The organism is Rhodoferax sp. GW821-FHT10B06 (assembly GCF_059415605.1).
The window spans coordinates 295,695-314,638 of sequence record NZ_JBWKNO010000003.1; the positions used below are offsets into that span (position 1 = coordinate 295,695).

16 protein-coding genes are annotated in these 18,944 nt (G+C 61.2%); 2 read left to right on the forward strand and 14 right to left on the reverse strand.

Going from position 1 to position 18,944, the window contains the following annotated elements:
- Positions 1–101: 101 nt before the first annotated feature.
- The 5 genes from AC07O2_RS06760 to AC07O2_RS06780 all read right to left on the reverse strand — a co-directional run bounded on the left by AC07O2_RS06760 (position 102) and on the right by AC07O2_RS06780 (position 5,466).
- Positions 102–842, reverse strand: a complete 741-nt coding sequence (locus AC07O2_RS06760; RefSeq protein ID WP_495074972.1) for an ABC transporter ATP-binding protein — start codon at positions 840–842, stop codon at positions 102–104.
- Positions 843–844: 2 nt separating this feature from the next.
- Entirely contained in the window at positions 845–1,630 is a 786-nt protein-coding gene (locus AC07O2_RS06765; RefSeq protein ID WP_490592794.1) for an ABC transporter ATP-binding protein, read from the reverse strand.
- A 9-nt stretch (positions 1,631–1,639) separates the two neighbouring features.
- Positions 1,640–2,716, reverse strand: coding sequence for an ABC transporter permease subunit (locus tag AC07O2_RS06770; RefSeq protein WP_495074973.1), 1,077 nt, complete (start codon positions 2,714–2,716; stop codon positions 1,640–1,642).
- A 13-nt stretch (positions 2,717–2,729) separates the two neighbouring features.
- Positions 2,730–3,659: a branched-chain amino acid ABC transporter permease gene (locus AC07O2_RS06775; RefSeq protein WP_495074974.1), complete on the reverse strand. Its 930-nt coding sequence runs from the start codon at positions 3,657–3,659 to the stop codon at positions 2,730–2,732.
- A 496-nt stretch (positions 3,660–4,155) separates the two neighbouring features.
- Positions 4,156–5,466 (reverse strand): replication-associated recombination protein A, encoded by a 1,311-nt coding sequence (locus AC07O2_RS06780; RefSeq protein ID WP_495074975.1) that lies wholly within the window; start codon positions 5,464–5,466, stop codon positions 4,156–4,158.
- A gap of 301 nt (positions 5,467–5,767) precedes the next feature.
- On the opposite strand from AC07O2_RS06780, the gene AC07O2_RS06785 reads away from it, so the two are divergent.
- Positions 5,768–6,961, forward strand: coding sequence for an HD-GYP domain-containing protein (locus AC07O2_RS06785; RefSeq protein ID WP_495074976.1), 1,194 nt, complete (start codon positions 5,768–5,770; stop codon positions 6,959–6,961).
- Between the two features lie 18 nt (positions 6,962–6,979).
- Here AC07O2_RS06785 and lolA read toward each other — a convergent pair whose 3' ends face one another.
- From lolA to AC07O2_RS06800, 3 genes are all read right to left on the reverse strand, one after another.
- The gene (lolA, locus tag AC07O2_RS06790) at positions 6,980–7,624 is read right to left on the reverse strand and encodes an outer membrane lipoprotein periplasmic chaperone LolA (protein WP_495074977.1); all 645 of its coding nucleotides are present in this window, start codon (positions 7,622–7,624) and stop codon (positions 6,980–6,982) included.
- Between the two features lie 4 nt (positions 7,625–7,628).
- Positions 7,629–9,968, reverse strand: a complete 2,340-nt coding sequence (locus AC07O2_RS06795) for a DNA translocase FtsK (protein WP_495074978.1) — start codon at positions 9,966–9,968, stop codon at positions 7,629–7,631.
- A gap of 121 nt (positions 9,969–10,089) precedes the next feature.
- Positions 10,090–10,764 carry a Crp/Fnr family transcriptional regulator gene (locus AC07O2_RS06800; protein ID WP_490592787.1) on the reverse strand — a complete coding sequence of 225 codons (675 nt, stop codon included), beginning with the start codon at positions 10,762–10,764 and terminating at the stop codon, positions 10,090–10,092.
- 227 nt (positions 10,765–10,991) lie between these two features.
- On the opposite strand from AC07O2_RS06800, the gene trxB reads away from it, so the two are divergent.
- Complete coding sequence (trxB, locus tag AC07O2_RS06805; protein WP_495074979.1) at positions 10,992–11,948, forward strand: thioredoxin-disulfide reductase; 957 nt, start codon at positions 10,992–10,994, stop codon at positions 11,946–11,948.
- A gap of 93 nt (positions 11,949–12,041) precedes the next feature.
- Here trxB and AC07O2_RS06810 read toward each other — a convergent pair whose 3' ends face one another.
- The 6 genes from AC07O2_RS06810 to AC07O2_RS06835 form a co-directional block, all read right to left on the reverse strand.
- Positions 12,042–12,605: a DUF1439 domain-containing protein gene (locus AC07O2_RS06810; RefSeq protein WP_495074980.1), complete on the reverse strand. Its 564-nt coding sequence runs from the start codon at positions 12,603–12,605 to the stop codon at positions 12,042–12,044.
- Positions 12,605–13,582 (reverse strand): sigma-70 family RNA polymerase sigma factor, encoded by a 978-nt coding sequence (locus tag AC07O2_RS06815; protein ID WP_495074981.1) that lies wholly within the window; start codon positions 13,580–13,582, stop codon positions 12,605–12,607. The genes AC07O2_RS06810 and AC07O2_RS06815 overlap by 1 nt, the downstream gene beginning before the upstream one ends.
- A gap of 5 nt (positions 13,583–13,587) precedes the next feature.
- A complete protein-coding gene (locus AC07O2_RS06820) occupies positions 13,588–14,493 on the reverse strand; it encodes a peptidoglycan DD-metalloendopeptidase family protein (protein ID WP_495074982.1) in 906 nt (301 codons plus the stop codon).
- A 13-nt stretch (positions 14,494–14,506) separates the two neighbouring features.
- Positions 14,507–15,313, reverse strand: coding sequence for a protein-L-isoaspartate(D-aspartate) O-methyltransferase (locus AC07O2_RS06825; RefSeq protein ID WP_495074983.1), 807 nt, complete (start codon positions 15,311–15,313; stop codon positions 14,507–14,509).
- A 14-nt stretch (positions 15,314–15,327) separates the two neighbouring features.
- A complete protein-coding gene (surE, locus tag AC07O2_RS06830; RefSeq protein ID WP_495074984.1) occupies positions 15,328–16,089 on the reverse strand; it encodes a 5'/3'-nucleotidase SurE in 762 nt (253 codons plus the stop codon).
- A 107-nt stretch (positions 16,090–16,196) separates the two neighbouring features.
- The gene (locus tag AC07O2_RS06835) at positions 16,197–18,683 is read right to left on the reverse strand and encodes a sensor domain-containing protein (protein WP_495074985.1); all 2,487 of its coding nucleotides are present in this window, start codon (positions 18,681–18,683) and stop codon (positions 16,197–16,199) included.
- Positions 18,684–18,944: the final 261 nt, after the last annotated feature.

The following is an 18,944-nucleotide window of genomic DNA, read 5'->3' on the forward strand; positions in this document are numbered from 1 at the left end:
GCCACTGGCGTTGCACTTGGACATAAAAAAAGCACCTGGCGCAGATGGAATCTGCGCCAGGTGCTATTGTTTTTGCAGAGCGGGCTTGCCCGCCCTGATGCCTACTCGCCCAGGTACGCGGCGCGGACCTTGGGATCGCTGAGCATTTCCTTGGCGTCGCCGCTCATGGTGACGATGCCGGACTCCATCACATAGCCACGGTCGGCAATGCCGAGAGCGCGGCTGGCGTTTTGCTCCACCAGCAGCACGGTCACACCCTGGGCGTACACGTCTTTCACCACTTCAAAGATCTTGTCGACCATGATGGGCGACAGACCCATGGAGGGTTCGTCCAGCAGCAGCACCTTGGGACGGCACATCAGCGCGCGGCCCATGGCCAGCATTTGCTGTTCGCCACCGGACATGGTGCCGGCCAGTTGGTCCTTGCGCTCGCGCAGGCGTGGGAAGATGGTGAACATCTTCTCGATGTCTTCCAGGATCGCGGCCTTGTCGTTGCGGATGTAGGCGCCCATCAGCAGGTTTTCCGTGATGGTCATGCGGGTGAACACGCCACGGCCTTCCGGCACCATGGCCAGACCCTTCTTGACCAGGTCCCATGCGCCCTGGCCCCTGATGCTTTGGCCCAGGTACTGGATGTCGCCGGCCACGAATGGCAGGGTGCCGGTAATGGCCTTCATGGTGGTGGTTTTGCCAGCACCATTGGAGCCGATCAGGGAGACCAGCTCGCCTTCGCGCACTTCAAAGTCCACGCCTTTAACGGCCTGGATGCCGCCGTAGGAAACCTTCAGCCCACTGACCTTCAGCAGCACTTCGCCCGCTTTTTTGTTGGGTGTTGCAGCCATTATCAATGTCCTCCGGTTCCGAGATAAGCTTCGATCACTTTTTCATTCTTCTGCACTTCGGCAGGTGTGCCTTCGGCAATCTGCTTGCCGTAGTCGAGCACGGTCAGACGGTCGCACAGGCCCATCACCAGCTTCACATCGTGCTCAATCAGCAGGATGGTGCGGTTGTCCTTGCGGATCTTGCTGATGAGTTCGCGCAGCATGACCTTTTCGGTCGCGTTCATGCCGGCAGCGGGCTCGTCCAGCGCAATCAGCTGCGGGTCGGTCGCCAGGGCACGGGCGATTTCCAGGCGGCGCTGGTCGCCGTAGCTCAGGGTGCGGGCCTTGTAGTCGGCCAGCTTGCCGATGCCGACATAGTCCAGCAGCTCCTGGGCGCGCTGGGCGATTTCCAGCTCTTCCTTCTTGAACGAAGGGGTGCGGAACAAGGCGCCCAGCAGACCCGAATGGGTGCGGATATGGCGGCCGACCATCACGTTTTCCAGCGCCGTCATTTCAGCGAACAGGCGAATGTTCTGGAACGTGCGTGCGATACCGGCCTTGGCGACTTCATGCACCGCCGTGGGGGAGTACGGCTTGCCGGCCAGCTCGAAGCTGCCGCTGTCAGGCGTGTACAGGCCGGTGATCACGTTGAAGAACGTGGTCTTGCCGGCGCCGTTCGGGCCGATCAGGCCATACACCTGACCGCGCTTGATGGTGATGCCTACATCGCTCAGGGCCTGCAGGCCGCCGAAACGCTTGGAAATGCCCGCGACGCGCAGGACCACATCGGTGTTATTTGTATCAGTCATGTGTGTTCCTTACTTACCTTGCAGCGACTTGCCATGGTCGGGCGCAGGCCACAGACCACGGGGGCGCAACAGCATGATGATGATCATGGCCACGGCAATCAGCAGTTGGCGCAGGATGGCCGAATCCAGACGGCCACCGGTCATGGCCTGCAGCGGACCGGCCAGATAGCGCAGTACTTCGGGCAGGGCCGACAGCAAGATCGCGCCCAGAATCACGCCAGGCAAATGGCCGATACCGCCGAGCACCACCATGGCGACGATCATCACCGACTCCATCAGGCTGAAGGACTCGGGCGACACAAAGCCCTGGAACGCGCCGAACAAGGTGCCCGACACGCCACCAAAAGTAGCGCCCATGCCGAAGGCCAGCAGCTTCATGTTGCGGGTGTTGATACCCATGGCCTTGGCGGCGATTTCATCTTCACGGATGGCCATCCAGGCGCGGCCGATACGCGACAGCTCCAGGCGGGAGCACAGCACAACGCTGATCACCACCAGTGCCAGGAACAGGTAGTAGTACAAGCTGACGGATGCCACCTCGAAGCCAAACACTGTCAGCGGCTTGCCCAGGTCGATACCGAAGAACTTCAGCGAGTCGATCTGGCCCAAGCCCTTGGGGCCATTGGTGATGTTGATGGGGTGGTCCAGGTTGTTCAGGAACACGCGGATGATTTCACCGAAACCCAGGGTCACGATGGCCAGGTAGTCGCCACGCAGCTTGAGGGTTGGAGCCCCCAGCAGCATGCCGAACAAGCCCGCGATCACCGCCCCGACCGGCAAGATCAGCCACAGGGGCATGTGCAGACCTTCGGGGAACATGGCGGCGATGGCCGGGAAGGCATCCGTCAGCTGGGGCGAAGCCAACAGGCCGTAGGTGTAGGCACCCACGGCAAAGAAGGCCACATAACCCAAGTCCAGCAGACCAGCAAAGCCGACCACGATATTCAGGCCCAGGGCCAGCATCACATAGATCAGCGCCATGTCGGCGATACGCACCCAGGCGTTGCCGAAGCCTTGCAGGACCAGCGGCAGAATCACCGCAGCCAGTGCCGCGATGATGAAAGTAATTGTTTTGTTCTGTTTCATGAAAGTGCTCCGGTCAGGCGCGGTCGGCCACGCGCTCACCCAGCAGACCCGAGGGACGCAGCGTCAGCACGATGATCAAGACGATGAAGGCAAAAATGTCCGAGTAGTTACTACCCAGGATGCCACCAGTCACCTGGCCGATGTAGCCTGCGCCAATGGATTCAATCAGGCCCAGCAAGATACCGCCGACCACCGCACCAGCCAGGTTGCCGATGCCGCCGAACACGGCTGCCGTAAAGGCCTTCAGACCGGGCAGGAAGCCCATGCTGTGCTGCACCGTGCCGTAGTTGGACGCATACATGATGCCGGCGATGGCCGCCAGCACGGCGCCAATGATGAAGGTGGCGGAGATCACCATGTCAGGCTTAACGCCCATCAGTGCCGCCACACGGGGGTTCTCGGCCGTAGCGCGCATCGCGCGGCCCAGCTTGGTGTAGTTCACCAGCCACACCAGCACCGCCAGGGACACCGCTGTCAGGCCCAGGATCAGGATCTGGGTGGGCGTGATCACCGCGCCGCCCACGTTGAAGGGCGTGCTGGGCAACAAGGTGGGATAGGGTTTGTAATTGGGCTTCCAGATGATCATGGCCAGCGTCTGCAGCAGGATGGACATGCCGATAGCGGTGATCAAGGGGGCCAGTTTCGGGCTGCTGCGCAGCGGCCGATAGGCTACTTTTTCAATGACGAAATTGAGTGTCGCTGCAACCACGCAGGCAATGATCATCGAGATGAATAGCATGATCCAGCCGGGTGTTCCCGGCATGGCGTCCTGCATCAAGCCGATGATGGTCCAGCTGGTCAGCGCGCCGACCATCAGTACCTCGCCGTGCGCGAAGTTGATCAAGTTGATGATGCCGTACACCATGGTGTAACCCAAGGCGACCAAGGCATACATGCTGCCCAGTACCAGACCGTTGATGATCTGCTGAAGCAAGATATCCATAAAAATTATTCTCCATTTTGTAATGCACCACAGCCAGCGTCAGTGCATAGCCCGCGATCCGGGGCCGGCGTTCATACACAAGCACCCATCTAGCAAAAAACCCGCCAGGTCCATCCCTGGTCGGGTTCTGCCGGGATTGTAGCGAGCATGAATCGGGCCAAAACCAGGGTTTTATGCCGTGTTTACCCTCGGAAACAGACGGATAAGCGGTTTTTCACAAGTATTAGTCTGACTCATTATGCAAATACATTAACGAGCACAACTTATAGGACATAGGCCTTGCAAAGCGTTCTGGCTTTTCGGACTGGAAATACCTTGATACAAGTCCCCGCTTCAAAAGTCCTGCTTTCAGCGAAGCGTTTCCATGGCCAGCGCAACCGGACGGCAGAGAAATACGGCGGGTCAGCACCAATGCAGCGCAGCGCCAGCCAGTGGTGGGTGCATATCCACCGGTATGCGCAGGCCCGCGCACAGGCAGCCGCTTGCGCAACTGCAGCTATTTGTCCGATGTACCCGCCTCGTCATCCCACTTCCTCAGCAAGGCCAGCTTCTCGCCAATCTTGGCTTCCAAGCCACGGGGTGTGGGCCGGTACCAAGTCGGCTCCTGCATGCCATCCGGAAGATAGGTTTCACCCGCCGCATAGGCATTGGGTTCATCATGGGCGTAGCGGTATTCATGCCCATAACCCCGCTCCTTCATCAGCTTGGTGGGGGCGTTGCGCAAGTGCACTGGTACTTCACGGCTCTTGTCTTGCTTGACGAAGGCTTTGGCCTGGTTGTAGGCGTTGTAGCCCGCATTGCTCTTGGCCGCCACCGCCAGATAGATCACCGCCTGGCCCAGTGCCAACTCGCCCTCGGGGCTGCCCAAGCGCTCGTACGTCAGGGCGGCATCATTGGCAATTTGCATGGCGCGAGGGTCCGCAAGCCCAATGTCTTCCCAGGCCATGCGCACGATCCGCCGCGACAAATAACGTGCATCGGCCCCACCGTCCAGCATTCTTGTGAGCCAGTAGAGCGCGGCGTCGGGATGTGAACCACGGACCGATTTGTGCAGGGCCGAAATCTGGTCATAAAAATTGTCGCCCCCCTTGTCGAAACGCCGGCTGTTCAAGCTCAGGGCGTTCTGCAGGAAATCGGCCGTGATCACACTCAGACCTGTCGCCTTGGCGGCCGTGCTGGTTTGCTCCAGCAGGTTCAAGAATCGTCTGGCGTCGCCGTCGGCGTAACCAATGATGGTGTCTCGTGCCAGGTCATCAAACTCCAGATGGCCCAAGGCCATTGCCTGCGCACGCTTCAGCAGCAGCTTCAATTCTTCGTCAGTCAGCGACTTCAGCACATAGACCTGCGCCCGCGACAGCAAGGCCGAATTCACTTCAAACGAAGGGTTCTCGGTGGTCGCGCCTATGAAGGTCACCAGGCCACTTTCCGCATATGGAAGCAGCGCGTCTTGTTGGGACTTGTTGAATCGGTGGATCTCGTCCACGAACAAGATGGTGTGCTTGCCCATAGCCAGGTTCTGCTGCGCCTGCTCCATCGCCGCACGGATGTCTTTGACACCCGAAAATACCGCCGACAGGGCAATGAACTCGCACTTGAAAGCAGTGGCCGTCAGTCGCGCCAAGGTGGTTTTGCCCACGCCCGGGGGGCCCCAGAAAATCATGGAATGCGGCGTTCCCGACTGGAAAGCCAGCCTCAAGGGCTTGCCTTCACCCAGAAGATGGGACTGCCCAACCACCTCGTCCAGGGTCTTGGGGCGCAGCGCCTCCGCCAACGGCGCAGAAGGCTCTTGTGCGAACAGATCAAGCATGGCGAACCCCTGCAAAACCACGGGCAAGTTCTCCATACAGCGCAATCCATACCAGCCCCCCTGCCAGCCTGCTCGGACGCAGGTGATCGGCCCGGTGGGCGTCCTTGGATGGAGGGGTGGAGGTCATGGTGTCGCGCGGGCGGAAATGGGGAGGATTTTTTTGCGCAGCAAGCGCTGCACTGATTCTGCCATGCGGTCCATCCGCAACAGCCCGCAGGCACCGAGCCCGCCAGATACCGTATCCTCGGGCACTTTCCGAGCAACCTTTTGCGCGCGCTGTTCCCAAATGATTTATGTTCCCGTGCCCGTCTGGCACATCGAGATCGACCGGCCCCTGCCCATCAATATCTGGGACTCCAAAGGCAATCTGCTGCTGCGCAGAGGCCAGGCCATCACCTCTGAACACCACCGCGACCACCTGTTTGCACATGGCGCCTGTGCCATACAGAGTGACTTCAAGGCCTGGGCCCACAGTTACGACCGCCTGGTCTACTCCATGCTGCGCGCTGGTGCGAGCATCGATGAAATCGCCAAAGCCAAAATGCCGGAAGAAGTCCTGGAGCTGGACTACACCGTGGGCGAAGACATCACCGGCGACTGGACCGATGTACAAGCCGTACTCGGCACCATTTTGCACGCAGGCACCGCGGCCAAAAATCCGCTGGGACGGCTGCAGGGCGTACAAAAGCGCGTAATGGAACTGCTGAACCACGACGCGGACGACAGCCTGTTCAAGCTCTTTCAGGCCCTGGCCGACAAGTCGCTGGGCTACTGTGCCACCCACGCCTTGCTGTGCGCGGCAGTGTGTGAGCTGACCGCGCGCAAGATGGAGGTGGAAGAAGCCGTGCGCCCGGTACTGATGCAGGCAGCCCTGACGATGAACATCGGCATGGTCAAGCTGCAGGACGCTTTGGCCACACAAACCACGCCGCTGGACGCGACACAAAAGCAGATGGTGCAAGACCACCCGCAGCGTAGCGTGGGCATGCTGCGCGGCTTCGGCGAGGTCAATGACGACCTGCTGGACATCGTGCTGCTACACCACGACCGTGACCCGAAAAAAGGACTGGAGCGCAATCTGCTGTGCCGGCGCATTCTGTACACAGCCGATGCCTTCATTGGCAAAATGGCGGCCCGCTCCACCCGGCCCGCCTTCTCCGCCCTGGGCGCTGCCAAGGACGGCATCGTGGGCGCGGTGGAAGAAGATGCCGAAGTCGCCAAAGCCATGGCAACCGCTGTAGGCTTTTACCCACCCGGCACCTATGTGCTGCTGGCCAACGGAGAGAAAGCCGTGAGTGCCAAGAAAGGTGCCTCAGTAAACACCCCGCTGGTCGTCAGCGTGGTCAACCCGCAAGGCCTACCGCTGGGCATTTATGTGATGCGCGACACGCGGGAGAAAAACTATGCCATCCAGTCACCCGTGGCATCCGACAGCATGCGCATCCACCACGAGCGGGTGCACCGCGCCCTGGGCAAGCAGCCGATGAACAACTGAAAGTGCCTCAGCCAACGGCTACTGCCGTACCACGTCGGCACCTGCCGGCGGCTTGAACTGAAAGCTGTCCGCCGCCAAGCTGGGGTTGAGCTCCATCTTGGCGAAGCTCATCACCGAGCGCTGGCCAAAGCTGTCCAGAATCTCCAGCGCGCCGAGTTCGGTCGCTTTGTCCACCTGCTTGAAGCCCACGCGCACGCTTTGCAGCTGACCGTCCTTGGCCTTGGGGGTGGCCACTACCCACTGCAGGCCATCCTGGTCAGGTGCGGCCTGCAGAGTGAAATCGGCCTGCAGGGCTTTCAGATCGGGTGCAGCCGCGATCAGCGCTGCAGGCGTGGAGCCCAGCACCTGCGACTGCTTGCGCGCCGTCACCTGGTTCAGGTCTACGTCATACAGCCACAGGGTCTGGCCATCGGCCACGATGCTCTGCGCAAACGGTTTTTTGTAGATGAACTTGAAGCGGCTGGGGCGTTGAAACTCAAACGTGCCGCTGGAGGTCTTGCTGCGCGCAGCCTGCCCGTCCTTGGGTGGCGAAGTCACCACCTGGGTGAATTCGGCGCGGCCGGTCTTCGCTGTCTTCACGAAGTCTTCCAAGCTTTCAAGGCCTCCGGCGCAGGCAATACCTGCGCTAGCAGCTATGAATACCGTAGCAATCAGTTTTTTCATGTATTTACTCCGCGCGCGCCGGCACCAGAATTTCACGTTGGCCCGCACCGCTCATCGCGCTGACCAGGCCGGCTTTTTCCATGTCTTCCACCAGGCGCGCGGCGCGGTTGTAGCCGATCTTCAAATGGCGCTGCACCAGGGAGATGCTGGCCTTGCGGTTCTTCAACACTACCTCCACTGCCATGTCGTACATCGGGTCCTTCTCGCCCCCGCTGCCGCCACCCAGACCGTCAGCACCCTCGCCGTCCTCACCATCGACCGTGCCGCCTTCCAGCACGCCTTCGATGTAGTCGGGCTCGCCCTGGGTCTTCAAGTAACTTACAACGCGGTGCACCTCTTCGTCGCTGACAAAGGCGCCGTGTACCCGGGTCGGCATGCCGCTGCCGGGCATGTACAGCATGTCGCCCAGGCCCAGCAGGGCTTCGGCGCCCATCTGGTCCAGAATGGTGCGGCTGTCGATCTTGCTGCTGACCTTGAAGGAAATCCGGGTCGGGATATTCGCCTTGATCAGGCCGGTGATCACGTCCACGCTGGGCCGCTGCGTCGCCAGAATCAAGTGGATGCCGGCCGCCCGGGCCTTTTGCGCCAAGCGGGCAATCAGCTCTTCGATCTTCTTGCCGACCACCATCATCAGGTCGGCCAGCTCGTCGATCACCACCACGATGTGCGGTTCGCGCTTCAAGGGCTCGGGGCTATCAGGCGTCAGGCTGAACGGGTTGTAGATGAACTCTTCGCGCGACGCGGCTTCGTCGATCTTGGCGTTGTAGCCGGCCAGATTGCGCACGCCCAGCTTGCTCAGCAGCTTGTAGCGGCGCTCCATCTCGGCCACGCACCAGGTCAGGCCGTGCGCGGCCTGGCGCATGTCGGTGACTACCGGGGCCAGCAGGTGCGGAATGCCTTCGTAGACCGACATTTCCAGCATCTTCGGGTCGATCATCAGCAGGCGCACATCGCGCGCTTCGGCCTTGTACAGCAGGCTCAAGATCATCGCGTTGATACCCACCGACTTGCCCGAGCCGGTGGTACCGGCCACCAGCACATGCGGCATCTTGGCCAGATCCACCACCACCGGGTTGCCGATGATGTCCTTGCCCAGGCCCATGGTCAGCATGGATTTGGCTTCGTGGTAGACCTGCGAACCCAGGATTTCCGACAGCGTGATCGACTGGCGCTTGGCGTTCGGCAACTCCAGCGCCATATAGTTTTTGCCGGGAATGGTTTCCACCACCCGGATCGACACCAGGCTCAAGCTACGCGCCAAGTCCTTGGCCAGGCCGACGATCTGCGAGCCCTTGACTCCGGTGGCCGGCTCGATCTCGTAGCGGGTGATCACCGGGCCGGGCGAGGCCAGCACCACGCGCACCTCGACGCCAAAGTCCTTCAGCTTTTTCTCGATCATGCGGCTGGTCATTTCCAGCGTCTCGGGGGCCACGGTTTCCTGGCGCAGCTGCGGGCCGTCGAGCAGGTCCACCTGCGGCAGCTTGGTGTCAGGCATCTCGGTAAACAGCGGCTTCTGGCGCTCCTTCGCCACACGCTGGCTCTTGGGTGGATCAACCAAAGTCGGTTCAATCATGACCGGCTGCGGGTGGTGGGCCTCGATCTCGACGCGCTCCTCGCGCACCACGGCTTCACGCTTCTTGGCAGCCTTTTTGCCCACGGCCAGGTCCACCGCCACTTCGCGCTTCTCGCGCCGCGTTTCCACCAGGGAATAGGTCCAGGCGCCCAGGCGCTCAGCCACCTGGCTCCAGGAAAAGCGGAACACCGCAGACACACCAATCACCCCCAGCGTGATCCACACCAGGCCGGAGCCGGTAAAACCCAGCCACTTGACGCCAAACGGACCGATCAAATAACCCAGCGCACCGCCCACATGGCCCGGCAGCTGCGGCTCAAGCCGGTACAGACGCGACCATTCCAGCCCGGTGCTGGCGCACAACAGAACGGCCAGGCCAATCCAGAAAGTCCAGGCATTGCCACTAAGACGTGGCGCAGGCTGCTGGGCACGCTCATCCGGGGCATGGCCACGCATCCAGCCGGCCAGGGCGGCCAGCCAGGCGCGCACGCCGGCAGCAAAACACCACCATACAGAAAAACCCAGGCTGAAATAGCTGAGGTCTGCGATCCAGGCACCCAGGCGCCCGCCCCAGTTGCGCACCACGGCGCTCTGGCCAGAGGTGGACCAAGCGGGGTCTTGCAAGGTATAGCCCAACATGGACATGAGCCAGAACACCAGGGCCAGCAGCCCCAGGATCAAACCGATTTCACGCGCAAAACGGTTGAGGCCCGTGCGTACGGGCGACACCACCGGGCCAGATGAATTGAGGGTATTGAGAGAATAAGTCATGGGCAAGAAGTACTGCCCTGAGCTTACCCCAAGCCCAGCCCCCGAATGGGGCACGGCGGCCACGCACTCGCCGCAAGATGTAAGAACGTGTTCAAACAGCCCGTGCAGTACTGCCAATCGTTTAAATCAGGCTACCCAGCACCGACTGGATGTGGGTCGAGCCATTGTCCTGGCTGACGATGTAGCCACGCTCCTCCAGGTCTTTCATGACGCGGCTGACCATCTCGCGCGAGGCCCCCACCATCTTGGCCACGTCCTGGCGCGAAATCTTGTCACGAATGACCATCTGGCCGTTCACGTCATGGGCGGCAGACTCCAGCAGCACATGGGCCACACGACCGTACACATCCATCAGGGCCAACGACTCGATCTTCTGGTCGGCACGGCGCAACCGCTTGACCAGCCCAGTCATCACGGCCCGGGCCATGGCGGTATTGCCCTCCAGGCAGTGCTCGAATTCAGCACGGCCCAGCACCAGGCAGTCGGTAAGGGCATCCGCCTGCACGGTGGCCGAATGGGGCTCGTGGTCGATCAGACTCATCTCCCCCACATAGTCACCCATTTGCAGCGTAGCCAGGATCACCTCGCGACCGCGACCGTCAGTGGTCAGCACCCGGGCCCGGCCGCTGAGCACGATGAACAGCGTGTCAGACTTGAGGCCTTGCTCGACGATCACCTCGCCCCGTTTGAAGCGCCGCTTGGTGACCGCCTTGGCCACGACATCCGCCTGCTCGGACGTCATGCTGGAAAACAGGGGAACGCGTAACAGCAGCTCTATGTTGGACAACATTGACATTCGCATTTCCTCTTTAAAAGACACATCAGCCTTTGCCCGGCCCATGCCTAGCCCTCGGCAAGGGCAACTGCACGGAACCCTGCAAGCCATAGGTTCTTACAATCTGGGGCAAAATTTCAATTAAACGCCATCATTAAAAGCGCCCGGCAGCCACGCTGACTTGCATTTTCATAGCAAGCCGCGAACTGTACACGGCACCCTCCTATTTTCACCACAGGTTTTCATCCATGTCCATGATTAAACACGCCAAAGTTTTGGTTTTGGGCTCGGGCCCCGCCGGCTACACCGCCGCCATCTACGCTGCCCGCGCCAACCTGAACCCGGTACTCATCACCGGCATCGCCCAGGGCGGCCAGCTGATGACCACCACCGAAGTAGACAACTGGCCCGCCGACGTGATGGGCGTGCAAGGCCCGGAACTGATGCAGCGCTTCCAGGAGCATGCCGAGCGCTTCAAGACCGAAATCATCTTCGACCACATCAACACCGTGGACTTCAGCAAGCGCCCCTTCACCCTGACCGGCGACAGCGGCAGCTACACCTGCGATGCCCTGATTTTGGCCACCGGCGCATCCGCCCAGTATCTGGGCCTGGAGTCCGAAACCGCCTTTATGGGCCGCGGCGTATCCGGCTGCGCCACCTGCGACGGTTTCTTCTACCGTGGTGAGGACGTGTGCGTAGTTGGCGGTGGCAATACCGCCGTGGAAGAGGCGCTATACCTGTCCAACATCGCCCGCAAGGTCACCCTGGTGCACCGCCGCGACAGCTTTAAGGCCGAGGCCATTCTGGTGGACAAGCTGCACGAAAAAGTTGCAGAGGGCAAGATCGAGCTCAAGCTCTTCCACACGCTGCAGCAGGTGCTGGGCGATGCCTCCGGCGTGACCGGCGTGCGCCTGAAAAGCACACAGAGCGATGCGACCACCGACGTCACCCTCAAGGGCTGCTTCATCGCCATCGGCCACAAACCCAATACCGAGATCTTTGCTGGTCAGTTGGAAATGAAGGACGGCTACATCGTTACCCGTAGCGGCTTGCAAGGCTTTGCCACCATGACCAGCGTGCCCGGCGTATTTGCCGCCGGCGACGTACAAGACCACATCTACCGCCAGGCCATCACCAGCGCTGGTACGGGTTGCATGGCGGCACTGGACGCACAGCGTTTCCTGGAACAAGGCACGCATTAAACGCCAGCCCGCAGGCGGGCCTGAATTTATACAAAAAGAGCGGCCGGCGCAGGTACCACCTGCACCGGCCGCTCTTTTTTTGATAGTAAATAGCTACTGCGCAGGCTTGGGCTGCAAGGTGATGCGCAGACCCTGCGGCGTCACCTCCAGGCTGCCGGGTACATAGCCCATGCCTTCCACGGTGGCCATGTTCTTGGCGCTGACCTGGTAGAGGCTGGCGTCGTCCAGCAAACGTTCGGCCAGCTGAGGTGCCAAGCCTTGCACCAGGCTTTGGTAGCGCTCCGGCACGCCGGCAAAATCCAGGCTGTTGACGTGCAGATCGACCAGGCGGATGGTCTGGTCGCTGGGCTCGAAACGCAGGCCATAGTCCACATCCAATGTGCCATTGAATACATTGCGGCCCAGGCGCTCGGACACCTGGATCTGCAGCGACGTGCCGACGCGGTTACGCTCGGGCAGCATGCGCACCTGGGGCGTTTGGGCCTGGATTTCAAACAACGGGCCGATGCGGCCGGTATAAGGGAAACGCTGCGCCAGCAGCGACTGAATCTTCTCGGTACTGATAGTGGTGCTACGCGGCCCGGTGCCAACGCATGCAGCCAGCACACTCACACCCAGCAGCAGAACCCAGCGCAACAGATAAACATACAAACGCATTACAGCAAAGCCTCCTTGTCTACACCACTGCGGCCCAGTTGGATGCGCAGCTTGCGCAGGGCCTCGTTTTGCACCTGACGCACCCGCTCACGGGTCAGGCCCAGACGCACACTCAAAGTATCCAGGGTTTCGGGTTCACGGTTGTGCAGGCCAAAGCGGCCATCCAGCACCTCGCGCTCGCGCCGGGTCAAGGTGGCAGTCCAGGCCTCCAGCAGGCGCTCCACCTCGTGGATCTGGGTGTGTGCAGCGGGGTCCAGTGCGCTCTCGTCCGTCAAGGTGTCACCCAGGGTCTGCCCGTCTTCTGAGCGGTCGAAGGTCGAGTCCAGCGAGCGCGGTGTTTCGGCCAGAGCCAGCAGGTCGGCCACCTCATGCTCGTCGCGGCCCATCAGAGCTGCCACGTCGTCCACACGCACGCCGTCCGGGCGCAACGCGGCAAATACCGGGTCATGCTCCAGCGTGCGCCGGGCCCGCAACACCTGCTGCAGCTCGCGCACCACATGCACCGGCAGGCGTATCACCCTGCCCTGCTGCATCACCGCACGCTCGACCGACTGGCGTATCCACCAGGTGGCATAGGTGGAAAAGCGAAAGCCCCGGTCGGGCTCGAACTTGTCGATGGAATGCATCAGGCCGAGGTTGCCCTCTTCGATCAGATCGCCCATGGGCACGCCGCGTCCCAGATAGGCCTTTGCGATGCTCACGACCAGGCGCAGATTGTGTTCGATCATGGCCTGGCGGGCCGCAAAGTCACCGGCCCTGGCACGCACCGCCATGTCGAACTCTTCGCTGGCGGTGAACAGCTCGGTGCGGCGCACATCGCGCAGATACAGCGTGAGCGCGTCGTGGATTTCGCCGCCCGTGGCGAGCCAGGAGGCCAGGCCGTCGCCCGCCAACGGCGCGGCATCGACCTCGGGTATGGCATCTTCGCCCAACGCATCCACGACCAAGGTCTTAGCGGATACGTCAGGCTTTTGCATGGTGTTTACCGGTTGGGGAGGTATTTGGTCGGATCAACCGGCTTGCCCTGGCGCCGAATCTCGAAGTGCAGCTTCACACGGTCGGTGTCGCTGCTGCCCATCTCGGCGATCTTCTGGCCCTTGCGCACAGACTGGTCTTCTTTGACCAACAAGGTCTGGTTGTGCGCATAGGCTGTCAGATACGTGTTGTTGTGCTTCAGGATCAGCAGATTGCCGTAGCCGCGCAAGCCGGCACCGGCATAGACCACGCGGCCATCGGCGGCGGCCAGCACGGGGTCACCGGCCTTGCCACCCAGGTCCAGGCCTTTGTTCTTGGCTTCGTCGAAACCGGCGATCTGGCTGCCACTGGTGGGCCAGATGAAAGCCACGTCGTCATCACCACCTGTGGCCACGGCAGCCGCAGGAGCTGCAGATACGGGTGCCATCGGCTTGCTGGCAGCGCTGGCCGGGCTGCTGGCCGCACTGGCCGCGGCACTGGCGGCAGGCACCGCAGCCGCCGTCACGGTAGAGCTGGTGACCGGGCGCGTCACCACGCCAGCTTCGGTGGCCGTGGCGTTCGGCGAGATCACGCGCAGCACCTGGCCAACTTCAATCAGATTGGGGTTATCCAACCCGTTCCAGCGCGCAATATCCTTCCAGCTCTGGCCGTTGTCCAGGCCGATGCGGATCAGGGTGTCGCCAGGGCGGACTGTGTAATAACCAGGCTTGCCTGCATTTTCGGCGCCGGGCAAGGGTTTGGCGGGAGCGGCATCAGCCGGCGCAACGGCAACGGACGACTGGGTGCGGACTGCCCCCGTACCACGGTCTTCTACCGGGGCTTTGTGCAAACTGGTACTGGAGCAGCCGACCACGGCCAGTACGGCCAAAACGGCGGCCGTGTATTTCCAATCCTGAGGACGCAAAGCGAGCATGTGTAATTCCTGTTCAAGCAATCCCTGATTTTAGAGGGACAAAGTGAACGGCCTCGAGCAATTGCTGCTGCAGACCTTTGGCCGTTTTATCCACGACCACCAATGCCTGCTGCCCCCCGGGGGTCACCATGGGTGCAACCAGGCGCCCACCCACAGCGAGCTGGTCCAGCCAGGCCTGGGGAATCGCATCGCCACCCGCAGCGGCAATGATGCCCGCATAGGGCGCGCCCTTGGCATAGCCAACCATACCGTCGCCAAACAGCAGGTGCACATTCGGCAGGCGAAAGGGTCGCAGATTGGCGCGTGCCTTGTCGTGCAGGCCGCGCAGACGCTCGATACTGTAGACCTCGCGCGCCAGCACGGCCAGCACGGCAGCCTGGTAGCCGCAGCCCGTGCCAATCTCCAGCACACGGCCCAGCGGCCCGGCATGGCCCAACGGCGAATCCAGCAATAGCTCGGCCATGCGGGCCACCACATTGGGCTTGGAGATGGTCTGACCCAGGCCGATGGGCAGGCTAGTGTCTTCATAGGCCTGATTCACCAAGGCGGTATCGACAAAGCGGTGGCGCTCCACCTGGCCCATGGCGCGCAGCACGGCGGCCGAGCCTATGCCCATGGCGGCCAGCTTCTGCACCATGCGCGCACGCACCGCAGCCGAGTCCATGCCGTGGCCGGGTGCCGGCGCATGTTCAAAGCTTTTAGGGCCTCTGGCGCTGGAATTAGCTGCGGCAACAGCTACTTTTTTAATAGCAACTGTCTTGCCCAATGGAGCACCGGAGGAGAGGTCCAGTCGCGCGGGAAAGCGGGGACGTTGGGTCATGGAATCCACTGCCGTTATGCACCCGCGAGATGGGCCGCAGTCTGCGCCCAGTAACCCAGATGGTCGTGGTCAGTGAGATCCACTTTGAGAGGAGTCATGGTCACATGGCCCTGCAGGCTGGCATGGAAATCGGTGCCTTCGGCATCGTCCTTGGCGCGGCCGGCCTCGCCTATCCAGTACATGGTGTCGCCACGCGGACTGTCCATGGTGATGACTTTTTCGGCCGCATGGCGGCGGCCCAATCGGCACACCTTGAGTGGCTTGAGCTCTTCCAGCGGCAAGTTGGGGATATTGATGTTCAACAGAAACGGCTGGGCACCCACCAACTGCTGCTGGGTCATGCGCACCACCAAATTGCGCGCAGTCTGGGCTGCGGCATCCAGATGCTGCCAGCCCTTCTGGGTTTGCGAAAAAGCCAAAGACGGAATGCCGAACAAATAGCCTTCCATGGCTGCACCCACGGTGCCAGAGTAAATGGTGTCGTCGCCCATATTGGCACCATTGTTGATGCCAGAGATCACCATGTCCGGCCGGTAACCCAGCAAGCCGGTCAGCGCGATATGCACGCAGTCCGCTGGCGTGCCGTTCACATAGCGAAAGCCGTTGCTGGCCTGGTGCACGTACAGCGGGGAGTACAGGGTCAGTGCATTCGACTTGGCGCTGTTGTTGTGCTCGGGCGCAACCACCTCGACCTCGGCCACGTCTTTCAGGGCTTCATACAGCGCAACAATGCCAGCGGCCTGGTAACCATCGTCGTTGGAGATAAGAATTTTCATAACAACAGGAACATGCCCGTCCGTTCAGCAGACCGGTTTCAAAATGTGATTTTGGATTGTAGGGAAGTTCTGTCGCTCAACCTGTGTGGCTGCCGCCGACCAGACCTTTACAGTCCCTGCTGCTGCGCAAACACCTCGGGGCGCAAAGGCCGCGCAAAGTGGTAGCCCTGGGCATAGGTGCACTGCAGATGGCGCAGGCGATGGGCCACCGCCTCGGTTTCCACACCCTCGGCCAGCACCGGCAAACCCAGGCTCAAGGCTAGCGAAATCATGCCGCGCACGATGGCGGCATTGTCCGGATCGTCGATAAGGTCGCGCACAAAAGACTGGTCAATCTTGATCTTGTCGAACTTGATGCGCCGCAAATACGCAAAACTGGAATAACCGGTGCCAAAGTCGTCGATGGACAGCTTCACGCCCAAGGCCTGCAGTCGGCGCAGTACGGCGGTGACCGCCTCTCCATCGTGCAGCAGTACGCTTTCGGTCAACTCCAGCTCCAGACAATCGGGGGGAATGCCGGAAACATCCAGCGCCTCTTCCACCTGCTTGAGCACCACACCGCGCTGAAACTGCCGGGCCGACAGATTCACCGCCATCATCAAATCAGGACGGCCGGCATCGTGCCAGGCGCGCAGTTGCAAGGCTGCAGTCTTCAGCACCCAGCCTCCCAAAGCTTCAATCACGCCGCAGTCTTCGGCAATCGGGATAAACACGCCAGGGGGAATTGCGCCACGCTCGGGGTGGTCCCAGCGGCACAAGGCCTCGACACCGATCACGCGCCCGCTGGGCAGATGGATCAAAGGCTGGTACTCCAGGCGCAGGGCGTTATTTTCAATCGCCCGGCGCAGGGCCGACTCGATGCGCAAGCGCTCCAGCGCCGCCTCGTTCATGGTGGCGTCGGCAAACTGGTAGGTGCCCCGGCCACCGCGTTTAGCGGCATACAGGGCCGAATCTGCTCTGCCAAACAGGGCATCGAAATTGTCGCCATCGGCAGGAAACATGGCGATGCCAGCCGAGATGGACACGTTCACCGGCATATCGGCTAGCACCATAGGCTGGCCCACGGCATCCATCAGAGCCGTGACGGCATGGGCCGCATCCGCCGTACTCTGCACATTGCGCAGCAGGATCAGAAACTCGTCTCCACTGAGCCGACCGATGACGGAGCGCTCGTCGGCAAACCGGCTCAAGCGCAAGCCGACCTCACGCAACATCTGGTCGCCTGCGCCATGGCCCAGGGAGTCGTTCAGCGTCTTGAAGTTATCCACGTCAATGACGATCATCGCCACCTGCTCGTGGGTGCTTTGTGCATGTTTGAGCACCAGCGTAGAGCGCAGCGCTACGTGGGTGCGGTTCGGCAAACCGGTAATCACGTCCTGGCTGGACAGATAGGCAATCTGCTCCTCAGCTGCCTTGCGCGAGCTCAAATCGGTAAACGCCGCCACGTAGTGGGTGATTTCGCCGTGGGCACGTTGGTGAAGTGCCGACAGACTCAGCCACTGCGGATACACCTCACCGTTCTTGCGCCGGTTCCAAATCTCGCCAGCCCAGCGCCCCTCGCCAGTCAAGACCTTCCACATATTCTCAAAGAACATGGGCGTGTGCTGCCCGGACGCCAGGAATTGCGGGTCGCGCCCAAGCACTTCGCTGGACTGGTAGCCGGTGATTTCAGAAAATGCACCGTTCACCATGATGATGCGGTTGCGCTCATCGGTGACCATGATGCCGTCGGTGCTCTGCTCCAGAACGCGGCCCGCCAGCTCCAGCTTGGTCGCCGCAATTTGCTGGTCGGTAATGTCGCGGCGCACCACCAGCAGATGCATGCGCTCGCCCCGTCGACCAAAGGTGGGTACGCGGATCACGTCGAAACAACGGGCGTTGCCGTGGCCATCTTCCACCATCTCTTGCATCTGCGACGGCAGCCCTGATTGCCAGGTCGCCTCGTCAGCCAATGCACCGTGGCGCAGGCTATCGCCCTGGGGATGGTCTCGGTCGGCAATCTCCAAGTCGGTATAGCCGTAAGCCTGCTGCTCGGATATGTCCAGCACCGCACGTGCCGCAGGGTTGGTCAACAGCCAACGCCCCTCACCGTCCTTGAGATACACCAAGTCTGGTAGATGGCCAAACACCGAACCCAGCAGCTTGTCGCGGTCGCGCAGCAGGCGATCAGATTCCGAACGCGCCGTCACATCCAAGCCTATGCACCAGATGGAGCCAGAGGCGTCGCCTTTCTGCAGCCCGTCGATGCTGGACCAGGCAATGCGGCGTTTGGTACCGGACTTGGTGGTCAGCGTGGCCTCCAGATCCCGAAAGCTCGGTCCCTGCTCCATGAAGTCGGCGATTTTGCGTGCCAGGTATGCGGAGTTCGGATACAGCCACTGCAAGGCCTCAGGGTGGCCAACCAGTTCGTCACGGCTATAGCCCGTAACAGCCTCGCATTCGCGGTTCCAGTAGGTGATGCCTTGGTTTCCGTGTAAGTCCTTGGCGCAAACCAGGACAGGCAGACTGTCCAACACGCTCAGTATTTGGGGCGACACCGCAACACCCGTCACCAGAGACGCCAACGCCGCCTGGGTCACGTCTCCTGCACCCATGCCGCTTTGCCGAGCAAGCTGTGGCAAAGCAGGTTCCAATAGAACTTGAGGGTGCTGTGTTTCCACGCAAGCTTTCTAGAAATAAGGCGGTTGGGTGTTCAAGATAATATTTTCAAACTGTATACGAGAACCCGATCCTGGGCCGCATGCGGGTATCTATATTTGATTCGCGGTAAAGAGTACCGCCGAGTACCGCCGGCTAGCACCACTCTCGCCATGTATGGTAGACAGGCTTTCTGGCACATGCCCACTGCATGACCA